Below are 17815 nucleotides of genomic sequence, written 5' to 3'. Positions count from 1 at the left end.
TCATTTCGTGGCTCCGGACGTGAAGCCGTTGTAGATGAAGCGCTGGAGGAACAGGAACAGCACCAGCGTCGGCACGATCACCAGTATGGCGCCGGCCGAGATGGTCTCCCAGTGCGCGCCGTACGGCCCCTTGAACCGGAACAGCGAGGTGGAGATGGTGCCCAGCTCCTCCGACGGCATGTACAGGAACGGAATGTAGAAGTCGTTGTACACGAAGATGCCCTTGATGATGACGACCGTGGCGATCGCCGGGCGCAGCAGCGGCAGGATGATCGTGCGGTAGATCCGCAACGTCGAGGCCCCGTCGAGCCGGGCGGCCTCGTCCAGCGACACCGGGATGCCGCGCATGAACTGCACGAAGATGTAGATGGCGACGATGTCGGTGCCCATGTACAGCAGGATCGGCGCCCACCGCGAGTCGAACGCGCCGATCGCGTCGACGACCTGGAACGTGGTCACCTGCGTGGTGACCCCGGGCACCAGCGTCGCCACCAGGAACGCCGCCACCACCACCCGCTTGAACCGGAACCGCATGCGGTCGATGGCGTAGGCGGCCAGCGTGCCCACGAGCACCGTGCCGGCGACGGTGACGACCAGGATGATCGCGGTGTTCGCGAACGCGGCGAGCATCCGCCCGCCGGTGAACGCCGTGGCGTAGTTGTGCAGGTTCAGCCAGTCGTGCGGCGGGTCGAGCGGGCCGCCCCCGGCCAGCTCCTGCGGCGTCTTGAGCGAGGTCAGGAACACGGTGACCAGCGGCAGCAGCACCACGACGGAGGCGCCGACGAGGGAGAGGTACTTCAACGTGCCGGCGAGCGCGGCGCGGGCGTTCATGTCAGGTCCGTCCTCTCGTCCGGCACCAGGCGGCGCTGGACCCAGGTCACGAGCAGCACGACGATCAGCAGCACCACGGCCGCGGCCGAGGCGAGCCCGAACTTGCCGAACTGGAAGGCGAGCTTGACCGTCTGGATGACGAACGTCTTGCTCTCGCCCGCGCCGCCGGTCATCACGAACGGGATCTCGAACACCGACAGCGACCCGGACACGGCCAGGATGACGCTCAGCCCGACGATCGGGCGGATGCCGGGCGCGACGATGTGCCGGAACACCTGCCAGCGGTTCGCGCCGTCGAGCTCGGCGGCCTCGTAGAGCTCGCCGGGCACCGCCTGGATCGCGCCCAGGAACAGCACGAAGTTCAGGCCCAGGAACCGCCACACCGACACCGCCGACAGCGAGCCGTTGACCAGGTCCGGGTCGCCCAGCCACAGCTTGTCCGGGTGCGCGCCGACGAGCGCGAGCAGCGCGTCGAGGGTGCCGTGCGGGCGGAAGAAGTACAGGAAGACGAACGACACGGCGACGCCGTTGATGAGGTACGGGAAGAACAGGATGCCCTTGAACAGGCTCCGCAGCCGCACCTTGAAGCTGAGCACGAACGCGAAGTACAGCGCCAGCGCGATCTGCACCGCGGCGGCGGCCAGGTAGTAGAGGCTGACGAAGAACACGCCGAACAGCTCGGGCCGGGTGAACAGCTGCGCGTAGTTGGCGAGGCCGACGAAGGCGGGATCGTCGCTCAGGCCGTCCCAGTCGGTGAAGCTGTACCCCACCATGCCCGCCACCGGGATGTAGGTGAAGGCGACCAGCAGCGCGAGCGCGGGCAGCAGGTACAGCCACGGCATCAGTCGTCTCAAGTGAGCCAACCCTCCGTTGGGGCGGGCCGGGGCCGCGGCCGCCGGCCCGCCGGGTGTCGTCAGGTCAGCCGGCGCTCTTCGCGGCCTCGGTCCAGCGCTTCGACAGGTCGGCGAAGACGCTCTTGAGATCGCCCGGCGCGGCGCCACGGGCGGTGTCGACGAGCTTCTGCCGGTAGTCGGGCTTGCTGATGCCGACCTCGGAGGCGTTGTCGATCTTCGTGAGCTTCGCCGACCCGGCCTGGGACAGCTCGATGAACGTCACGCCGGCCGCGGTGAACGGCTGCAGCGCGGGCGGCATCGGCGCGCCCTTGACCGCGGAGACGGCCTGGTTGACCGCGGCCGAGTCGGACTTGTCGATGAACCAGTCGAACCAGGCGCGGGCGGCCGCCTTGTTCTTCGAGTGGGCGTTGATCGCGTACTGGTAGTCGGGCGCCACCACCGAGCAGAACTTGCCGCCGACCTGCTTCGGGAACGGCATGTACCCGATGACGCCCGGGTCCTTGCCGGCCTGCTTCGCGGCGTCCTGCATCTGCACGATGGCCCACGACCCGAGCCACATCGTGGCGATCTTGCCGGTGGCGATCGCGCCCTTCGAGTCCTCCCAGTTGGTCGTGGTCGGGTCGGCCTCGGACAGCTTGTTCTTCACGATGTCGTAGAGCAGCGTGTCGCCGGTGCCGAGGTCGGCGCCGGCGGCCCACGGGTCGGTGGTGGCCAGCTTGTCGTTGGCCAGCGGGTCGCAGCTGACCGAGCCGACCACCGAGGACCAGGAGCTCAGCGGCCAGCCGTCGTGATAGTTGGTGTAGTACGGCGTGGCGGCGGTCTTGGCCTTGATCGCCTGGAGGTCGGCGATGAACTCATCCGGCGTGGTCGGCCACTGCGTGACGCCGGCCTGGGCCCAGACGTCCTTGTTGTAGACGAAGCCGTTGACGTAGGCGAAGCCCGCGACGCCGTACACCTTGTCGCCGACCTTCGCCTTGTCGGTGAAGCTGTACTTCGCGGCGAGGTCCTGGGCGCTGCCCAGCGAGGCGAAGTACTTCGGGTAGTCGTCGGTCGGGACCGTGTTGGGGATGAGCAGGACGTCGCCGTAGTTCGCGGTGTTCATCCGGATCCGGACTTCGCCCTCGTAGTCGGTGACGCCCTCGAACTTGACGTTCACCTTGGGGTACAGCTGGTTGAACTGCGCCGCGTACCGCTTCATCGTGCCGTCGGTGACCAGGTCGGTGCGGTTGGTCAGCACGGTGATGTCGCCGGAGACGGCGCCGGCGTCGGTGGGGGACAGGGCCTCGTCCGACGAACCCGACGTGCCGGAGCCGCCGCAGCCGGCCGCCGCGAGGGCGGTGGCGGCCAGCACGGCGACGAACGCTCGTCTGAACATGGGAGTGCTCCATTCGGGGGTGTCGCTTCGGGTTTGCTAAAGCGCTTTAGTGAAGCGACCGTACTGTCCCACCGCCCCGGGCCCTGGTAAAGCCCGGTGTATTCGTCTTTACCGATCCGTTACGTCCGTCGATCCCGGCGCCGCCGACCTCCGGCCTTCGCCGTCAAGGGGCCCCGGCGTGTGCCCTCCCGCGCCGCCAGATCGGTGCGGCGTTTCGCTTCCGTGATCTGCGCCGGAGGCGTCCATTTGCTGGGATCCTCATGATCGCGGAGTGATAGTGCCGCTCCTGGTACATCATCGCTCCACGATCATGGGGATCCCGCCATTCGGGACGCTCCTCGGCATGATCACGGAAAGAAAGCGCCGCCGGGGGGCCTTATCTTCCTTGGCCGTTGACCAACGACCTCGCTCATTGCGGATCTCGACACGCCCGAACCTCAGGGCGGGCGGGCCGGGGTTGCGCTACGTGGCCGGGCGGGCGGTGCTGCCGCGAGGGCTCAGGTGGGCCGGCGCGACGTGGGTGCTGACGACCGGCTCGCCGCCGACGGCCGCCAGCAGCAGCCGGGCCGCGACGACGCCGTATTCGCCGATGTCGCGGGTCAGGGCGGTCAGCGGCGGATGGAGGAGGCGGCAGACGGGGGAGTCGTCCCAGGCGATGATCGACAGCTCGGCCGGCACGGCGATGCCCAGCTCGTGCGCGACCGTCAGCCCGGCCACGGCCATGATGTCGTTGTCGTAGACGATCGCGGTCGGCCGGTCGGCGGCGGTGAGCAGGCCGCGGGTGGCCCGGGCGCCGGACTCGCCGCTGTAGTCGGCCGGCACGGTCACCGCCTCGCCCAGCCCGAGCCGGGCGCAGGCCTCGGTGAACGCGGCGGTGCGGATCGCGGTGTGCGCGAACTCGGCGATGCCGCCGACCCGGGCGATGCGCCGGTGCCCCAGCGCCGCGAGGTATTCGACCGCTTCGCGCATCGACCGCGCGTCGTCGGACCACACGGTGGGCAGCGTCCCGCCGGCGTCGGGCGGCCCGATCACGATCGCCGGCACGCCGAGCTCCTGCAGCTGCGCGACCCGCGGGTCGTCGTCGCGCACGTCGCACACGAGCACGCCGTCGACGCGGGCCTCGCTGAACCAGCGGCGGTAGAACGCGAGCTCCTCGTCGGGCCCGGCGGCCATCTGCAGCAGCAGCGCATACGACTGGCGGGACAGCTCCAGCTCCAGGCCGCTGATCAGCTCCATGAAGAACGGCTCCACGCCCAGCGTGCTCGGCGGGCGGCGCAGCGTGAGCCCCACGACCCGGGCCTGCGCGCCGGCCAGGGCGCGGGCGTTGCTGTCGGCGTGGAAGTTGAGCCGGCCGGCCACCTCGAGGATCCGCTCCCGCGTGGCGGGGGAGACGCCGGGGCGGCCGTTCAGCGCATACGACACCGCACCCTTGGACACCCCGGCCTCGCGGGCGATGTCGGCGATGGTCGGGCGCTTCACGCTTCGCCTCCGCCTTGCTGCTCGGTTTCTCGGTTCAGCTGATGCTAGCCCTCCGCCGTCGATCTGTCGCGACCACGCGCGCCGGCCGGCGGAGGAGCGCTTACTCGGTTCAGGTCACAACTTTGCCTCGCCGTGGTGAAGGAGCGTTTTGCACCATTTATCGGGGTCGTCGGCCGCGGCGGTCGGCCGGACATCGGTTGACTTAACTGCGTTTAGCTGCCTTACTCGGTTCAGTAATCCCCGCAACCGGAAGGAGGCAGCCAATGCGAGCAGCCATAGCCCTGGCCGCCGTCGCGGTGACGGTGGCGCTGACGGCGGGCCGCCCGGCCGCCGCGGCGCCCACGCCCGGCGGTACCGCCACCGCCGCCGACGTCGTCAGCTACCTGCAGAGCATCTCCGGGCACAGCATCATCTCCGGCCAGCAGGACGGGCCCAGCTCCGCGCCCAACACCTGGCAGCAGAAGGTGCACGACATCACCGGCGAGTACCCGGGGGAGTGGGCCGGCGACTTCGCCTTCGAGCAGGCCGACATCAACGCCCGCCCGACGGTCATCGCCCAGGCCAAGAGCGTGTGGGCGGCCGGCTCCATCCCGGCGCTGGTGTGGCACATGTGCCCGCCGACCGTCGGCTCGTCCTGCCACTGGGACTACGGCGACGGCGCCATCGAGAGCAAGCTGTCCGATCCCCAGTGGAACGAGCTGGTCACCGACGGGTCCGCGCTCAACACCGCCTTCAAGCGCCGGCTCGACGAGGCCGTGCCGTACCTGCAGGATCTCAAGAACAGCGGGATCCCGGTGCTGTTCCGGCCGCAGCACGAGATGAACGAGGGCTGGTCCTGGTGGGGCGGGCGGCCGGGGCCGAACGGCAGCCGCAAGCTGTACCAGATCACCCATGACTATCTGGCGGGCACCAAGGGCCTGAGCAACCTCGTCTGGGTCTGGAACCTCAAGGACATCGCCGGCGGCGAGAGCCACGTCGGCGACTACTGGCCGGGTGCGTCCTATGTGGACCTGGCCACGATGGACGCGTGGGTGAACCGGCAGCCGACGCAGGCCTGGTACAACGCCATGCTCGGCATCGCCGGCGGCAAGCCGATCGGCCTGTCCGAGGTCGGCACCGTGCCGACCCCGGAGACCATCAGCGCCCAGCCCCGGTGGACGTTCTTCAGCGTCTGGATCAGCTGGCTCACCGACCCGGCCTGGAACAGCAACAACGAGATCAAGCGCACCTACTACGACTCCCGCGTGCTCAACCGGGGCGAGATCCACTTCGGCGCCTCGACCGGCGTCGGACCGGTCACCGGCCTGGCCGGCAAGTGCCTGGACGTGGCCGCTTCCGGCACCGCCAACGGCACGAAGATCCAGCTGTACACCTGCAACGGCACCGGCGCGCAGTCGTGGACGGCCGGCACCGACGGTACCCTCCGCGCGCTGGGCAAATGCCTCGACGTGACCGGCGGCGTCAACGCCAACGGCACCAAGGTGCAGCTGTGGGACTGCAACGGCAACGGCCACCAGCAGTGGTCCCGCTCCGGGCAGACCCTGGTCAATCCCGAGACCGGCAAATGCCTCGACGTCACCGGGCAGAACAGCACCGACGGTACCCAGATCCAGATCTGGACCTGCAACGGCCAGACCAACCAGAACTGGACCCTGCCCTGACCCGCGGGCTGCGCCGCCCTGTCAGCCGGCCAAGGCGAGCCGGCCCAGGGCGGCCAGCCCCGCCGACGAGGCACTTGCCCTGCTGGAGCGCGCCCTGCTCGTCGGTGAAAGGCTCGACGACGCCGGCCCCGGCCGCGACCGGGTCGCCGGCTACCGGCGGTTGACCGTCTCCGGGGCGGCCGGCCAGCCGGTGGCCTCGGTGATGATGGCGGCGGCCATGCGGGCGGAGCGGCCGGCGATCTCCTCCGGGGTGCCCGGGCGGTCGTGGGCGAGCCACCAGGCGACCGTCTCGGTGAACATCGCGACCGGGGTGCGGCCCGGCGAGACCGTCCTCGTCACCGCCGCCGCGGGGCGGATCGGCTCGGTGCTGGCCCAGCTCGCGGCCGCCGCCGGCGCCCGGGTCGTCGCCGCGGTGGGCGGGCCGGCCAAGCGCGCGGCGACCGGCGCGGACGTGGACTACCTGGCGCCGGGCTGGGCCGGCGCCCTGCCGCCGGTCGACGTCGCCCTCGACGCGGTCGGCGGCGCGGTGGGGGCCGAGGCCCTGCGCGCCACCCGCGCCGGCGGGCGCTTCGGCATCTACGGGTTCACCTCCGGCGAGTACGTCGCCCTCGACGCCCGCGACGTGAACCGCCGCGGGCTGACGGTCGTCGGCGCGATGGGGCTGGCGGTCCGCCGCCCGGTGGCGCGGCAGCGCGCCGCCGTGCGGCGGGCGCTCACCGCCGGGCTCGTGCCGCGGGTGCACGCCGTCCACCCGCTGGAAGCGGCCGCCGCCGCCCACGAGGACTTGGAGCAGCGCCGCAACATCGGCGCCGTCCTGCTGAGCCTCGACGCGGGCTGAGCGGCGACGGTTCCGGCAGCCCGCGCGGCCCGGTCAGGAGGCGGATGCGGACGGCGTGGCCGGCGGTGGCTGCGTCGCGCCCGGGGCCGGGGGCTGGATCCGCGGCGGACGGTCACCGCGGCCGTAGCCGTCACGCCCGTAGCCGTCGCGGCCGGGGCCGTAGCCGTCCCGCCCGTAGCCGCCGGGGCCGTAAGGGCCGGGGCCGTAGCGGCCGCGGTCGTCGAACTTGGCGGGGGCGCCGCGGTGGTGGAAGCCGCCGACCACGGCGGCGCCGACGGCGGTCACGCCCGCGCCGAGCAGGCAGCCCAGCAGCAGGGCCAGGACGAGCAGCAGCGGGCCGCCGGGGCCGCGCAGTGGACGCCGCCAGCCGGGGCCGGGCGGGCCGCCGGGGGCGCCCGGGGTGCCCGCGGGTGCCGGTGCGGCGAAGGCGGCCGGAGGCGGGGGCGGCGGCGCGGCCGGTGGAGCCTCCGCGGCCGAGGCGGCCGGGGCCGCGGGTGCCGAGGCCGGGGCCGCGGGTGCGGGGGGTGGGGTGGAAGGCGGGTTGTGCGAAGGTTCGTCGGGGGCGACGGGATCGCTCATCGTGGGCTCCAAGGTGGCAGGAGGCGGCGAGCAGGGGGCGTCGCCGCAACGATGTCCATGATGGAAGCCTCGGTTAAGCGGAGTTGGCAAGCGAGCCTAAGAATTGCGTGAGAGCCGGCCGGGCTCTTAGTGAACTCTTAGGAGCCGGCCGCCGCTGTTCTCACACCGGCCCGCGAGGGTGGCGTGACAGGGAGGCGAAGGTGCGGATTCTGGTGGTCGACGACGACGCGGCGGTGCGCGACTCGCTCGCCCGTACGCTGCGGTTCGAGGGCTACCAGGTGCAGACCGCGGCCGACGGGCGGCAGGCGCTCGGCGTCATCGAGGACGGGGAGCCCGACGCGGTGATCCTCGACGTCAGCATGCCCGTGCTCGACGGGCTGGAGGCGTGCCGGGAGCTGCGCGCGGAAGGGCGGCTGGTGCCGGTGCTCATGCTCACCGCCCGGGACAGCGTCGGGGACCGGGTCGCGGGGCTGGACGCGGGCGCCGACGACTACCTCGTCAAGCCGTTCGCGCTGCAGGAGCTCATGGCCCGGCTCCGGGCGCTGCTGCGCCGGTCGATGCTCACCGCCGGGGCCGCGGGCGGGGCCGGCGCGGCCCGGGGCGAGGCGGGCGGCGAGCTGCGCTTCGGCGACCTGCGGCTGGACCCGCAGACGCGCGAGGTGTGGCGCGGGCGGCGGGCGCTGCGGCTGACCCGGACCGAGTTCGCGATCCTCGAGGTGTTCCTGCGCCACCCCCGCCAGGTGCTCACCCGCGAGGTGCTGTTCGAGCACGTGTGGGGGTACGACTTCGGCGAGACCTCGAACAGCATCCACGTCTATCTCGGCTATCTGCGCCGCAAGCTGGAGGCCGGCGGCGAGGACCGGCTCCTGCACACGGTGCGCGGGGTCGGGTTCGTGCTGCGGGAGGAGCCGCTGTGAGCGACTGGTGGCACCGGCGCACCCTGCACGCCCGGCTGTCGCTGCTGGTCACCGGCGCGGTCGCGGTCGCCGTGCTGGCGGTCGCGGCGGTCGCGTTCGGTGCCGTGGCGGCGATCCAGCGCCGGCAGCTGCAGGTCCAGCTGGAAGCCGACGCGCAGGCCATCGCCGCCCAGCCCGAGCGGTGGCGGGCCGGCGCCGCGCAGCTGCCGACCGTCGACTTCGGGCCCGATCGCGGGCCCGGCGGGCCGCCCGGGCCGGGCCCGCACCGCGGGAAGCGCGACCTCGGCACCCGGTGGCAGCTCGTCGACGCGGGCGGCAACCCGACGGGCGATCCGCCGCCGCTGCCGGTGACGAAGGGCGCGCGGCAGGTGGCCGCCACGGGGCGCGGTTCGGTGCAGGAGCAGGTCAGTATCGGCGGCGGGCAGTACCTGATGCTGACCGTGCCGGCCGACGGCGGCGGCGCCGTGCAGGTCGCGATCGACCAGGCGCCGGCCCGGCACACGCTCACCGCGCTGGGCGGGCTGCTGCTGGCCGGGTGCGCGATCGGCATCGCCGGGGCGGCCGTGCTCGGGCGGGCGGTGGCGCGGGCCGGGCTGGTGCCGGTGCAGCGGCTCGCCGAGGCGGTCGAGGGCGTGGCGGTCACGATGGACCTGACCCATCCGGTGCCGGTGCACGGCGCCGACGAGATCGCCCGGCTGGGCCGGTCGGTGAACACGATGCTCGGCGCGATCGACGCCTCCCGCCGCGCCCAGCGGACCCTGGTCGAGGACGCCGGGCACGAGCTGCGAACGCCGCTGACCAGCATCCGCACCAACGTGGAGCTGCTGCTGGCGGTCGAGCGGCGCCCGGAGCTGGCCCACCGGCTGCCGCCCGAGGAGCGCGCGAAGCTGCTGGCCGACCTGGAGGCGCAGGTGGGCGAGCTGGCCACGCTGACCACCGAGCTGGTCGAGCTGGCCCGCGAGGAGACCGCCCGGGAGGAGCCCGAGCCGGTCGAGCTCGCCGACGTGGTGACCGCGGCGATCGAGCGGGTGCGCAAGCGCGCGCCGGGGCTGACGTTCGCCGCCGACCTGACCCCGGTCACCGTGCACGGGCGGCCGGGCGAGCTGGAGCGGATGGTCGTCAACGTGCTGGACAACGCGGCCAAGTGGAGCCCGCCCGGCGGCACGGTCCGCACCGGGCTGCGCACCGCCGGCGGCGCCGCCGAGCTGACCGTCGCCGACACCGGGCCCGGGATCGACGAGGCCGACCGGCCGCACGTCTTCGACCGCTTCTACCGGGCCCCGGCGGCCCGCTCGATGCCCGGCTCCGGCCTGGGCCTGGCCATCGTCGCGCAGACCGCGGCCCAGCACGGCGGCGCGGTCGCCGCCGCCCCGAACGAGCCGCGCGGCACGGTGGTCACCATCCGGCTGCCGGCGCATTCAGGGCCCGGCGCAGCACCGAGCCGGCGATGAGGCCGGTGGCGTCGGGGCTGGCGCTGTCATGACCGGCGACGGCTCCGCCACGCGCGCCGGCCTGCTGCGGCGGCGGGAGGCCGCGGCCGCGGAGGTGGCGGCGCTGGCGGCCGACCTGCGCGGGGTGTTCGCGGCCTCGGTGGACTCCAACGCCGACGACGAGCACGACCCCGAGGGCAGCACCATCGCCTACGAGCGGGCCCAGCTCACCGCGGTGCTCGACGCGGCCCGGCGGCGCCTGGCCGACCTCGACGACGCCCTCGCCCGGCTGGCGGCCGGCACCTACGGCGGGTGCGAGCGCTGCGGCCGCCCGATCCCGGCCGAGCGCCTCGCCGCCCGGCCGGCCGCCCGCACCTGCGTCGGCTGCGCCTGAGCCGGCGGTCAGAGCCGCACCACGATCTTGGCGGCCGAGACGCCCCGGCGCTGCAGCTCCATCGCCTCCTGGATGTGCTCCAGGCCGGTGCCGGCCACCCGCGGCGCGGGGACGGCGCTGTAGCTGCCGGCGGCCAGCGCCGCGGGCAGGAAGTCGCGGTAGACGGCGGTGCTGACCTCGTTGCTCTTGAGCGTGGTGCCGTAGATGTCCTTGACCCGGACGCCGAGCCGGCGCGCCCGCCGGCGCAGGCCGATGCCGGCGGCGACGAGCCGCCGCGCGATGCCGTAGACGGCGAAGCGGCCGTGGCCGGGCTCGCCGAGCGGCGCGAACGAGACGGCGGGGCTGCCCAGCGCGACGAATCTGCGGCCCTCGCACCGCGCGGCGATGCGCACGCACGCGTCGCCGGAGCTCTGGCCGAAGGCGATGGCACCGGCGAACCGGCGGCCGGCGAAGGCGGCGACGATGTCGTCGACGACCGTGGCGCTGGTGTAGTCGAACACCTCCTTGGCGCCGAGACCCCTGACGTAGCCGTGGTTGTGCGGCGAGGCGGTGGTGACGACCTCGTAGCCGGCGGCGACGGCGAGCTGGATCGCCTGGCTGCCGACGCTGGTCGCGCCGCCCCACACCAGCAGCGTCTCGCCGGTCGGCGCGGGGTGAGCGGCGGGGTGACGCAGGCCGAGGTAGTCGGTCTGGAACAGGCCGCACGAGGCGGTCGAGACCGCCAGCGGCAGCACCGCCGCGTCCTCGAACGGCAGGTCGTCGGGTATCGGCGCGGTCATCCGTTCGAGGGCGACGCTGTAGAGCTGGAACGCGCCCTCGGCCGGGGTGTTGCTGTCCCGGTCGGTACCGACGACGTGGGCCAGCACCCGGTCCCCGGGCCGGAATCGGGTCACGCCGGGGCCGGCCGTGACGACCTCGCCGGCGATGTCGCAGCCGATGACGGCCGGGTATTTCAGCCAGCGGTACGCCAGGCTGCCGGCCAGCTGAACGATCCAGTCGACGGGGTTGATCGCAATGGCGCGGACGCGCACCTCGACCTGGCCGGCGCCCGGCTCGGTGCGGGGTGCGTCCCGCACGGACAGCTGGGCGCGGGGCCGGTCGATCCAGGCGGCACGGTTCATCGGTCTTCCTTCACGAGCGCTGAAGTAGTCGGTGACAACAAAGTAGGCGTCAGCAACAATGTTGTCAACGACTACTGCGCGCTAACCTGCCCTTATGACCCAGCGGCCCTTCCACCACGGCAACCTGCGGGCGACGCTGCTGTACGCGGCGGAGAAGACCCTGCGCGCCGAGGGCGTCGAGGCGTTGTCGCTGCGTCAGCTGGCCCGCGAGGCCGGGGTCAGCCATGCCGCGCCGCGCCGGCACTTCGCCGATCGCCAGGCGTTGCTGAACGCGCTCGCCGAGCAGGGCTTCCGGCGGCTGGCCGACGCCGTGCTCAAGGCCGGCGCCGAGGGCGCCGGCGGCTACGAGGAGCGGTTCCAGGCCCTCGCCCGGGCGTACGTCGAGTTCGCGCTGCACGACGCCGCCCTCATGGACCTGATGTTCGCGACGAAGAGCTCCGCCGCGTCGCCCGGCGTGACCGAGGCCGCCGAGAGCTTCTTCACCGCGGTCACCGAGCTGATCGGCCAGGGCGCCCGCGAGGGCCGCCTGACGCTGGACGACCCGGAGCGCCTGCAGATGCTCCTGGTGTCGACCCTGCACGGCATCGCCACGCTGGTGGCCACGGGCCGCTTCCCGGCCGGCGAGATCGACCGCCTCATCGCCGACGCGACCACGCTGTTCCTCCGGCGGCCCTGACGCCCGCGCCCGGCGATGTACGCTGCGCTGATGTTCGATGAGGAACATTCGGCCGACGTCGTCGCCGCCAGTTTCGGTGCCACCCCGGACGAGCGGCTCAAGGAGATCCTCACGTCGCTGGTCCGCCACGCCCACGCCTTCGTCAAGGACGTGGGGCTGACCACCGAGGAGTGGACCGCGGGCATCCGGTTCCTGACCGAAACCGGGCAGAAGTGCGACGCCACCCGGCAGGAGTTCATCCTGCTCTCCGACGTGCTCGGGGTGTCGATGCTGGTCGAGACCATCAATAACCGGGCCGAGGACGGCGGCACCGAGTCGACCGTCGAGGGGCCCTTCCACATGGTCGCCTCGCCGCCGCGGGCCCTCGGCGACAGCATCGACCTGGTCGGCAACGGCGAGCCGTGCCTGGTCACCGGGCGGGTGGTGGACACCGCCGGGCGGCCGGTCGGCGGGGCGAGCGTCGACGTGTGGCAGGCCGACGCCGACGGGTTCTACGACGTGCAACGGCCGGACGAGGTACCCCGGCAGAACCTCCGCGGCCGGTTCACCGCCGACGCCGACGGGCGCTTCCACTTCCGCACCGTCGTGCCGCGCTTCTACCCGATCCCGACCGACGGCCCGGTCGGCCGGCTGCTCGGCGCGACCCGCCGCCACCCCAACCGGGCCGCCCACATCCACCTCGAGGTCTCCGCGCCCGGCATCCGCACGCTGACCACGCACCTGTTCGTCGACGGCTCGCCATATCTGGACTCCGACGCCGTGTTCGGCGTCAAGGAGAGCCTGATCCGCGAGTTCGCGCCGGTGGACGACCCGGCGCGGGCGGCCGGGCTGGGCCTGCCCAACCCGTTCCGGGCGGTCGACTTCCCCATCGTCGTGCAGCCCGCCGCGGCCGGGTGACGGCATGGCCACCGTTCACGAGACGCTGCCCTGCCGGGTGCTGTCCGGCCCCGGCGCCCGCCACGATGTGCCCGGCGAGCTCGAGCGGCTCGGCGCGCGGCGGGTGCTGGTGGTCGCCACCGGCTCGGCCCGGGCCGCCGCGGACGAGCTCGCCGGCGCGCTCGGCGGGCGGCTGGCGGCGCGGTTCGACCGGCCCGCGGTCCACACGCCGGTGCACGTCACGGCGGAGGCGCTCGAGGTGGCCCGCGGGGCGGGTGCCGACGTGGTCGTGGCCATCGGCGGCGGCTCCGCGGTCGGGCTGTCCAAGGCCCTCGCCGCGCGCACCGGGATGCCGCAGGTGGTGGTGCCGACGACCTACGCGGGCTCCGAGGTGACGCCGGTGCTCGGCGAGACCGACAACGGCGTCAAGACCACCCGCCGCGATCCGGCGCTCGCGCCCGGCACCGTGGTCTACGACCCGGAGCTGACCCTGTCGATGCCGCCCGGCCTGACCCGCACCAGCGCGCTCAACGCCCTGGCCCACGCGGTCGAGGCGCTGTGGGCCCCGGACGCGACGGCCGCCACCGACGCCCTCGCGACCGAGGCGGCCACGGTCGTGCTCGACGCGCTGCCGCACGTGCTCGCCGACCCGGCCGGCCTGCCCGCCCGGTCGCGGCTGCAGCAGGCGGCCTGGCTGGCCGGGCTGTGCCTGGCCCAGACCCGCACCGGGCTGCACCACCAGCTGACCCACGTGCTCGGCGGCGCCTACGGGCTGCCGCACGCCGAGCTGCACGCGATGCTGCTGGCGCACGTGATGGCGTTCAACCTGCCCTTCGCCCCGGCCGCCGCCGACCGGCTCTCCAAGGTGACCGGCGGCGACCCGGTCGCGGCGGTCGCGGCGCTGGCCCGGGGCTACGAGGGGCCGACGACGCTCGGCGCGCTCGGCGTCCCCCGGGACGGGCTGCCGGGGATCGCCGAGCGGGTGGTCGCCGCGCCGTATCCGAACCCGCGGCCCCTCGACCCCGCCGAGCTGACCGCGCTGCTGGAGGCGGCCTGGTAGGCGGCGCCGACCGTACAGTTGCGCGTAATGGTTAAACTCGGTCCGCATGACGACCCTGACCCGCCGTCTCGCCACGGCCGCCGCCGCGCTCGTCCTCGCCGTGGGCGGCCTGTCCGCCTGCAGTTCAGAGAACGTCGACTGCACGACCGACGCCTGCACGGTCACCTTCGACCGCGGCGTCGAGGCGGAGTCGTCGGTGCTGGGTGTCGACGTGAAGCTCCTCGGCGTTGACAACGGCGTCGTCCGGCTCGACGTCGGCGGCACCACGGTCAGCGTGCCCGTCGACGGCAGCACCCAGGCCCAGGGCTTCGACATCAGCGTCCAGAAGGTCACCGACGCCGAGGTCGTGGTCCGCATCCAGACCTCGTGAGCCGTTCCCTGCCGTGTCGGCGGCGGAGTCCAGGCGCACCAGGGCGATGCCGGCCAGCACGACCAGGCCGCCCGCGAGCTGCCACGCGCCGGGGGCCTGGCCCAGCAGGGCCCAGGCGAACAGGACGGCGAACAGCACCTCGGTCAGCCCGACGAACGAGGCCACCTTCGCCCCGAGCAGCCGCGACGCGGCGATCCCGGCCGCGTAGGCGAGCGCCGCGGCGACCAGCGCCAGCCCGATGATCGGCACGATCCAGCTCACCTGCCGCCCGAGCAGCCCGACGGGCGCGGCGCTGGTGCGGAACGGCAGCAGTCCGGTCGCGTCGAACACGGCCAGGGTCACCGCCCCGAGCACCATCGCGGCCCAGGCGAGCGCGATCGGCGGCAGGACGCTGTCGCCGCGGGCGGCGATCACGAAGTACACGGCCAGGCCCGTCCCGGCGAGCAGCCCCCAGAACACGCCGGCCGGGTCCAGCCCGCCGCCGGCCGGGTCGAGCACCAGGACCAGCCCCACGAGCGCGGCGACGCCGCCGGCCACGGTGAGCCGCCGGGGCCGCTGGCCGTGGCGCACCCAGACCCACACGACGACGAGGAGGATGCCGCCGTACTCCAGCAGCAGCGCCACGCCCACGTCCAGCCGCTGCACGGCGTTGAAGAAGAACAGCTGGCAGCCGGCGACGGCGACCAGCCCGAACGCGAGGATCTCGCCAGCCGCGGCGCGCAGCAGCCCGAACCGCCCCCGCAGCGCGACCAGCCCCGGCCCGGTGAGCAGCAGCGCCGCGACCCCGATCCGCAGCGTGACCACCGCACCGGGCGACCAGCCGGCCGCCATCAGCGAACCGGCGAACGGCCCGGACGTGCCGAACATCGCCGCCGACAGCACGGCCAGCGCCAGCCCGGCCGCACCCCGCGCCCTACCGTCACGAGTAAACCGCGTTATGCTCATGACGCGACGCTACGGGTACCACCGGTAAGGAGTCAAGATGACTTTTGCTCATGATACCGAGGTCGCCCTGACGTTCGCGGCCGCGCTGATCAACACTCAGGGCCCGCCCGAGCAGCTCACCGACCCGGTGACCCTGGACGCGTTCCTGTCCCGCTGGACGTGGACCGGCGTGCGCACCCACGACGGGCCGGAGCTGGTCGGCGTCCGGGCCCTCCGCCCGCAGCTGCGCCGCTTCTGGGAGATCGGCGAGGACGAGGCGGTGGAGCTGACCAACGCGATGCTGCGCGAGTCCGCCGCGCTGCCGCAGCTGGCCAAGCACGACGACTGGGACTACCACCTGCACGCCACCCCGCGCGACGCGGCCCTGGCGGTGCGCATCCAGGTGGAGATGGCGATGGCGATGGTCGACGTGATCCGTATGAAGGAGCTGGACCGCCTGCGCGTCTGCGCCGCCGACGACTGCGACGACGTCCTGGTCGACCTGTCGAAGAACCGCTCCCGCCGCTTCTGCGAGGGCGGCTGCGGCAACCGCGCCAACGTGGCCGCCTACCGCGCCCGCCGCCGCACCGCCTGAGGCCGGACCACCGCCCGCGCGGGGGCTGAAAATCTCCGTGATCATGATGCCCGCGGTGACCGCACACCGGGTTTGCCATGATCCCGGAGACTTGTGGTACACGGGCGTACATCAGCACTCCGTGATCATGAAAAACCGCTGGTGTCGGCGGCGGGTGCGGCATGATCGCGGAGACTTCCGGTCGCTGCGCAGTGTGCTGCGGCGGGCAGCGCCGGCCGTGTGGGAACTGCATCGCGGATCGTGGACACCCAGGGTCGTCGGCAAGCGCGTGCCGGGCACCGGTAGTGGCCAGCGGCTGGAGTGCCAGGGCGTCGGTGGCAGGCTATTCGGGCAGGGCGGCGTCCGAGGTGGCGGCGTGGCGGGGGATGAACAGGGCGAGGGCGGCGGCCGCCACCGCGGCGGCGGCGCAGATAACGAACAGGGTGCGGTAGCCGGCCAGGGAGGGCAGGGCGTGGCCGGCCAGGGTGATCGTCTGGGCGGCCAGGATGGCGCCGCCGATGGCGCTGGCCAGGGAGCTGCCGACGCTGCGGAACAGGGCGTTGAGGCCGTTGGCGGCGGCCAGCTCCCCGCGGGGCGCGGCGTGGATGATCAGGCCCGGCATGGCCGCGTAGGCGATGCCGGTGCCGGCCCCGGCGATGGTGGCGCCGAGGACGACCTCCCACAGGCTGTCGGTGAGCGCGATGCGCACGGCGAAGCCGCCGGCGATGATGAGCGAACCGACCATCAGCGCGGTGCGCGGGCGCAGGCGGGCCGAGACCGGCGACAGCAGCAGCATCGCGACGCCGCCCGGCAGCATGCACAGGCCGCCGGCCAGGATGGACTGGCCGAAACCGTAGCCCGTCGCGGCCGGCGCCTGCACGTAGGACGCCGTGCCGATCAGGGTCGCGAACAGCGCGAAGCCGACGCACAGCGACGCCGCGTTGGTCAGCAGCAGGGCGGGGCGGGCGGTGGTGCGCACGTCCACCAGCGGCGAGGCCAGCCGGAGCTCGACCAGGACGAAGACCACGAGGAGTACCACCGCGGCAATCAACAGCCCGATCGTCAGCGGGTCGGTCCAGCCCCAGGACTCGCCCTGGGCCAGGGGCAGCAGCAGGGCGAGCATCGCCCCGCCGAGCAGCGCGGCGCCGAGCAGGTCCAGGCGGCCCTTCGCGATCCGGACCGGCTCGCGCACCAGCAGCACGATGCCGGGGACGGCCAGGATGCCGCCGGCGACGCAGATCCAGAACAGCCAGTGGTAGTCCGCATACTGCGCGATGAGGCCGGCCAGCGGCAGGCCCAGCGCGCCGCCGACGCCGAGCATGGCGCTGATCAGCGCGATGCCCGCGGGCGCGTGCTCCCTGGGCAGGGTGACGCCGATGAGGCTGATGCTGAGCGGTACCGCCGCCACGGACAATCCCACCACGGCCCGCCCGACGATCATCGTGGTCAGGTTGTCGGCCAGGGCGCAGATGAGCGACCCGGCGACCAGGGCGCCGAGCGTGACCAGCAGCATCCGCCGGGTGCCGTAGAGGTCGCCGAGCCGGCCGAAGGTGGGCACCGCCACCGCGCCGACGAGCAGCGTGGAGGTCAGCACCCAGGCGATGCCGTCGCCGCCGGCGTGCAGGTCGACGGCGAGCTCCGACAGGACCGGGACGAGCAGCGACTGGGTGAGCGACACCATGAGCGCGGCCGTGCCGATGACCAGCACGACGACGAGCTGGCGGCCGGTCCACCGGGCGGCGTGGGGCGCGGCCGGCGGTGACTGCACGGACGCGGCCAGGTCGGCGGCCGTCTGGGACATGCGCGGACTCCATCGGCGAGAGCGAATGTGGCACAATCTGCCACGAGACGGAGCC

General features: G+C 73.4%; 17 protein-coding genes and 1 pseudogene. 9 read left to right on the top strand and 9 right to left on the bottom strand.

The features are described from left to right. The 4 genes from ACQPXD_RS29440 to ACQPXD_RS29425 all read right to left on the bottom strand — a co-directional run bounded on the left by ACQPXD_RS29440 (window position 1) and on the right by ACQPXD_RS29425 (window position 4539). Window positions 1–831, bottom strand: a complete 831-nt coding sequence (locus tag ACQPXD_RS29440) for a carbohydrate ABC transporter permease (RefSeq protein WP_432824559.1) — start codon at window positions 829–831, stop codon at window positions 1–3. Then, window positions 828–1685, bottom strand: a complete 858-nt coding sequence (locus tag ACQPXD_RS29435; RefSeq protein WP_432824558.1) for a carbohydrate ABC transporter permease — start codon at window positions 1683–1685, stop codon at window positions 828–830. Before ACQPXD_RS29435 ends, ACQPXD_RS29440 begins: the two co-directional genes overlap by 4 nt. Window positions 1686–1749: 64 nt before the next feature. Beyond that, on the bottom strand, window positions 1750–3060 hold the full coding sequence (locus tag ACQPXD_RS29430; RefSeq protein ID WP_432824557.1) for an ABC transporter substrate-binding protein: 1311 nt from the start codon (window positions 3058–3060) through the stop codon (window positions 1750–1752). A gap of 462 nt (window positions 3061–3522) precedes the next feature. Next, entirely contained in the window at window positions 3523–4539 is a 1017-nt protein-coding gene (locus ACQPXD_RS29425) for a LacI family DNA-binding transcriptional regulator (RefSeq protein ID WP_432824556.1), read from the bottom strand. Window positions 4540–4802: 263 nt separating this feature from the next. Between ACQPXD_RS29425 and ACQPXD_RS29420 the strand changes: the two genes are divergently transcribed. Continuing rightward, the gene (locus ACQPXD_RS29420) at window positions 4803–6200 is read left to right on the top strand and encodes a glycosyl hydrolase (protein WP_432824555.1); all 1398 of its coding nucleotides are present in this window, start codon (window positions 4803–4805) and stop codon (window positions 6198–6200) included. Window positions 6201–6350: 150 nt separating this feature from the next. Here the strand turns inward: ACQPXD_RS29420 and ACQPXD_RS29415 are convergent, their stop codons facing one another. Then, window positions 6351–6500, bottom strand: a complete 150-nt coding sequence (locus tag ACQPXD_RS29415; RefSeq protein WP_432824554.1) for a hypothetical protein — start codon at window positions 6498–6500, stop codon at window positions 6351–6353. Here ACQPXD_RS29415 and ACQPXD_RS29410 point away from each other — a divergent pair. Beyond that, window positions 6493–7038 (top strand): zinc-binding dehydrogenase, encoded by a 546-nt coding sequence (locus ACQPXD_RS29410; protein ID WP_432824553.1) that lies wholly within the window; start codon window positions 6493–6495, stop codon window positions 7036–7038. The two genes, ACQPXD_RS29415 and ACQPXD_RS29410, sit on opposite strands and share 8 nt — an antisense overlap. A 33-nt stretch (window positions 7039–7071) precedes the next feature. On the opposite strand, the gene ACQPXD_RS29405 is transcribed toward ACQPXD_RS29410, so the two are convergent. After that, window positions 7072–7617 (bottom strand): hypothetical protein, encoded by a 546-nt coding sequence (locus ACQPXD_RS29405; protein ID WP_432824552.1) that lies wholly within the window; start codon window positions 7615–7617, stop codon window positions 7072–7074. A gap of 200 nt (window positions 7618–7817) precedes the next feature. Here ACQPXD_RS29405 and ACQPXD_RS29400 point away from each other — a divergent pair, with 200 nt between their 5' ends. From ACQPXD_RS29400 to ACQPXD_RS29390, 3 genes are read left to right on the top strand one after another with little or no spacing between them, the layout of a single operon-like run. Continuing rightward, the gene (locus tag ACQPXD_RS29400) at window positions 7818–8534 is read left to right on the top strand and encodes a response regulator transcription factor (protein ID WP_432824551.1); all 717 of its coding nucleotides are present in this window, start codon (window positions 7818–7820) and stop codon (window positions 8532–8534) included. Continuing rightward, complete coding sequence (locus ACQPXD_RS29395) at window positions 8531–9985, top strand: ATP-binding protein (protein ID WP_432824550.1); 1455 nt, start codon at window positions 8531–8533, stop codon at window positions 9983–9985. Before ACQPXD_RS29400 ends, ACQPXD_RS29395 begins: the two co-directional genes overlap by 4 nt. Before the next feature lie 28 nt (window positions 9986–10013). Further along, window positions 10014–10358: a TraR/DksA family transcriptional regulator gene (locus tag ACQPXD_RS29390; protein ID WP_432824549.1), complete on the top strand. Its 345-nt coding sequence runs from the start codon at window positions 10014–10016 to the stop codon at window positions 10356–10358. 8 nt (window positions 10359–10366) lie between these two features. Here the strand turns inward: ACQPXD_RS29390 and ACQPXD_RS29385 are convergent, their stop codons facing one another. Continuing rightward, window positions 10367–11479, bottom strand: coding sequence for a zinc-binding alcohol dehydrogenase family protein (locus ACQPXD_RS29385; protein WP_432824548.1), 1113 nt, complete (start codon window positions 11477–11479; stop codon window positions 10367–10369). A gap of 94 nt (window positions 11480–11573) precedes the next feature. On the opposite strand from ACQPXD_RS29385, the gene ACQPXD_RS29380 reads away from it, so the two are divergent. The 3 genes from ACQPXD_RS29380 to ACQPXD_RS29370 are packed head-to-tail and all read left to right on the top strand — an operon-like array spanning window position 11574 to window position 14091. Beyond that, on the top strand, window positions 11574–12155 hold the full coding sequence (locus tag ACQPXD_RS29380; RefSeq protein ID WP_432824547.1) for a TetR/AcrR family transcriptional regulator: 582 nt from the start codon (window positions 11574–11576) through the stop codon (window positions 12153–12155). A gap of 30 nt (window positions 12156–12185) precedes the next feature. Beyond that, window positions 12186–13052 carry a dioxygenase gene (locus tag ACQPXD_RS29375; protein WP_432824546.1) on the top strand — a complete coding sequence of 289 codons (867 nt, stop codon included), beginning with the start codon at window positions 12186–12188 and terminating at the stop codon, window positions 13050–13052. 4 nt (window positions 13053–13056) lie between these two features. Further along, on the top strand, window positions 13057–14091 hold the full coding sequence (locus ACQPXD_RS29370) for a maleylacetate reductase (RefSeq protein WP_432824545.1): 1035 nt from the start codon (window positions 13057–13059) through the stop codon (window positions 14089–14091). A 382-nt stretch (window positions 14092–14473) separates the two neighbouring features. Here the strand turns inward: ACQPXD_RS29370 and ACQPXD_RS29365 are convergent. Then, a pseudogene (locus ACQPXD_RS29365) lies at window positions 14474–15406 on the bottom strand (EamA family transporter); the annotation flags it as partial. Between the two features lie 37 nt (window positions 15407–15443). Between ACQPXD_RS29365 and ACQPXD_RS29360 the strand changes: the two are divergent. Then, window positions 15444–15980 carry a CGNR zinc finger domain-containing protein gene (locus ACQPXD_RS29360; protein ID WP_432824544.1) on the top strand — a complete coding sequence of 179 codons (537 nt, stop codon included), beginning with the start codon at window positions 15444–15446 and terminating at the stop codon, window positions 15978–15980. 322 nt (window positions 15981–16302) lie between these two features. On the opposite strand, the gene ACQPXD_RS29355 is transcribed toward ACQPXD_RS29360, so the two are convergent. After that, window positions 16303–17760 (bottom strand): MFS transporter, encoded by a 1458-nt coding sequence (locus tag ACQPXD_RS29355; protein ID WP_432824543.1) that lies wholly within the window; start codon window positions 17758–17760, stop codon window positions 16303–16305. Window positions 17761–17815 lie beyond the last annotated feature (55 nt).

The sequence above is a fragment of the Dactylosporangium sp. CA-092794 genome (assembly GCF_050948465.1).
Classification (GTDB): Bacteria; Actinomycetota; Actinomycetes; order Mycobacteriales; family Micromonosporaceae; genus Dactylosporangium.
This window is presented reverse-complemented; position numbering and strand designations above follow the sequence as displayed.

Excerpts from the sequence above, each read along its gene's own strand:
- ACQPXD_RS29440 (WP_432824559.1), bottom strand. The coding sequence starts at position 831 with ATGAACGCCCGCGCCGCGCTCGCCGGCACGTTGAAGTACCTCTCCCTC.
- ACQPXD_RS29430 (WP_432824557.1), bottom strand. The coding sequence starts at position 3,060 with ATGTTCAGACGAGCGTTCGTCGCCGTGCTGGCCGCCACCGCCCTCGCG.
- ACQPXD_RS29420 (WP_432824555.1), top strand. The coding sequence starts at position 4,803 with ATGCGAGCAGCCATAGCCCTGGCCGCCGTCGCGGTGACGGTGGCGCTG.
- ACQPXD_RS29415 (WP_432824554.1), bottom strand. The coding sequence starts at position 6,500 with ATGTTCACCGAGACGGTCGCCTGGTGGCTCGCCCACGACCGCCCGGGC.
- ACQPXD_RS29405 (WP_432824552.1), bottom strand. The coding sequence starts at position 7,617 with ATGAGCGATCCCGTCGCCCCCGACGAACCTTCGCACAACCCGCCTTCC.
- ACQPXD_RS29390 (WP_432824549.1), top strand. The coding sequence starts at position 10,014 with ATGACCGGCGACGGCTCCGCCACGCGCGCCGGCCTGCTGCGGCGGCGG.
- ACQPXD_RS29385 (WP_432824548.1), bottom strand. The coding sequence starts at position 11,479 with ATGAACCGTGCCGCCTGGATCGACCGGCCCCGCGCCCAGCTGTCCGTG.
- ACQPXD_RS29380 (WP_432824547.1), top strand. The coding sequence starts at position 11,574 with ATGACCCAGCGGCCCTTCCACCACGGCAACCTGCGGGCGACGCTGCTG.
- ACQPXD_RS29375 (WP_432824546.1), top strand. The coding sequence starts at position 12,186 with ATGTTCGATGAGGAACATTCGGCCGACGTCGTCGCCGCCAGTTTCGGT.
- ACQPXD_RS29370 (WP_432824545.1), top strand. The coding sequence starts at position 13,057 with ATGGCCACCGTTCACGAGACGCTGCCCTGCCGGGTGCTGTCCGGCCCC.
- ACQPXD_RS29360 (WP_432824544.1), top strand. The coding sequence starts at position 15,444 with ATGACTTTTGCTCATGATACCGAGGTCGCCCTGACGTTCGCGGCCGCG.
- ACQPXD_RS29355 (WP_432824543.1), bottom strand. The coding sequence starts at position 17,760 with ATGTCCCAGACGGCCGCCGACCTGGCCGCGTCCGTGCAGTCACCGCCG.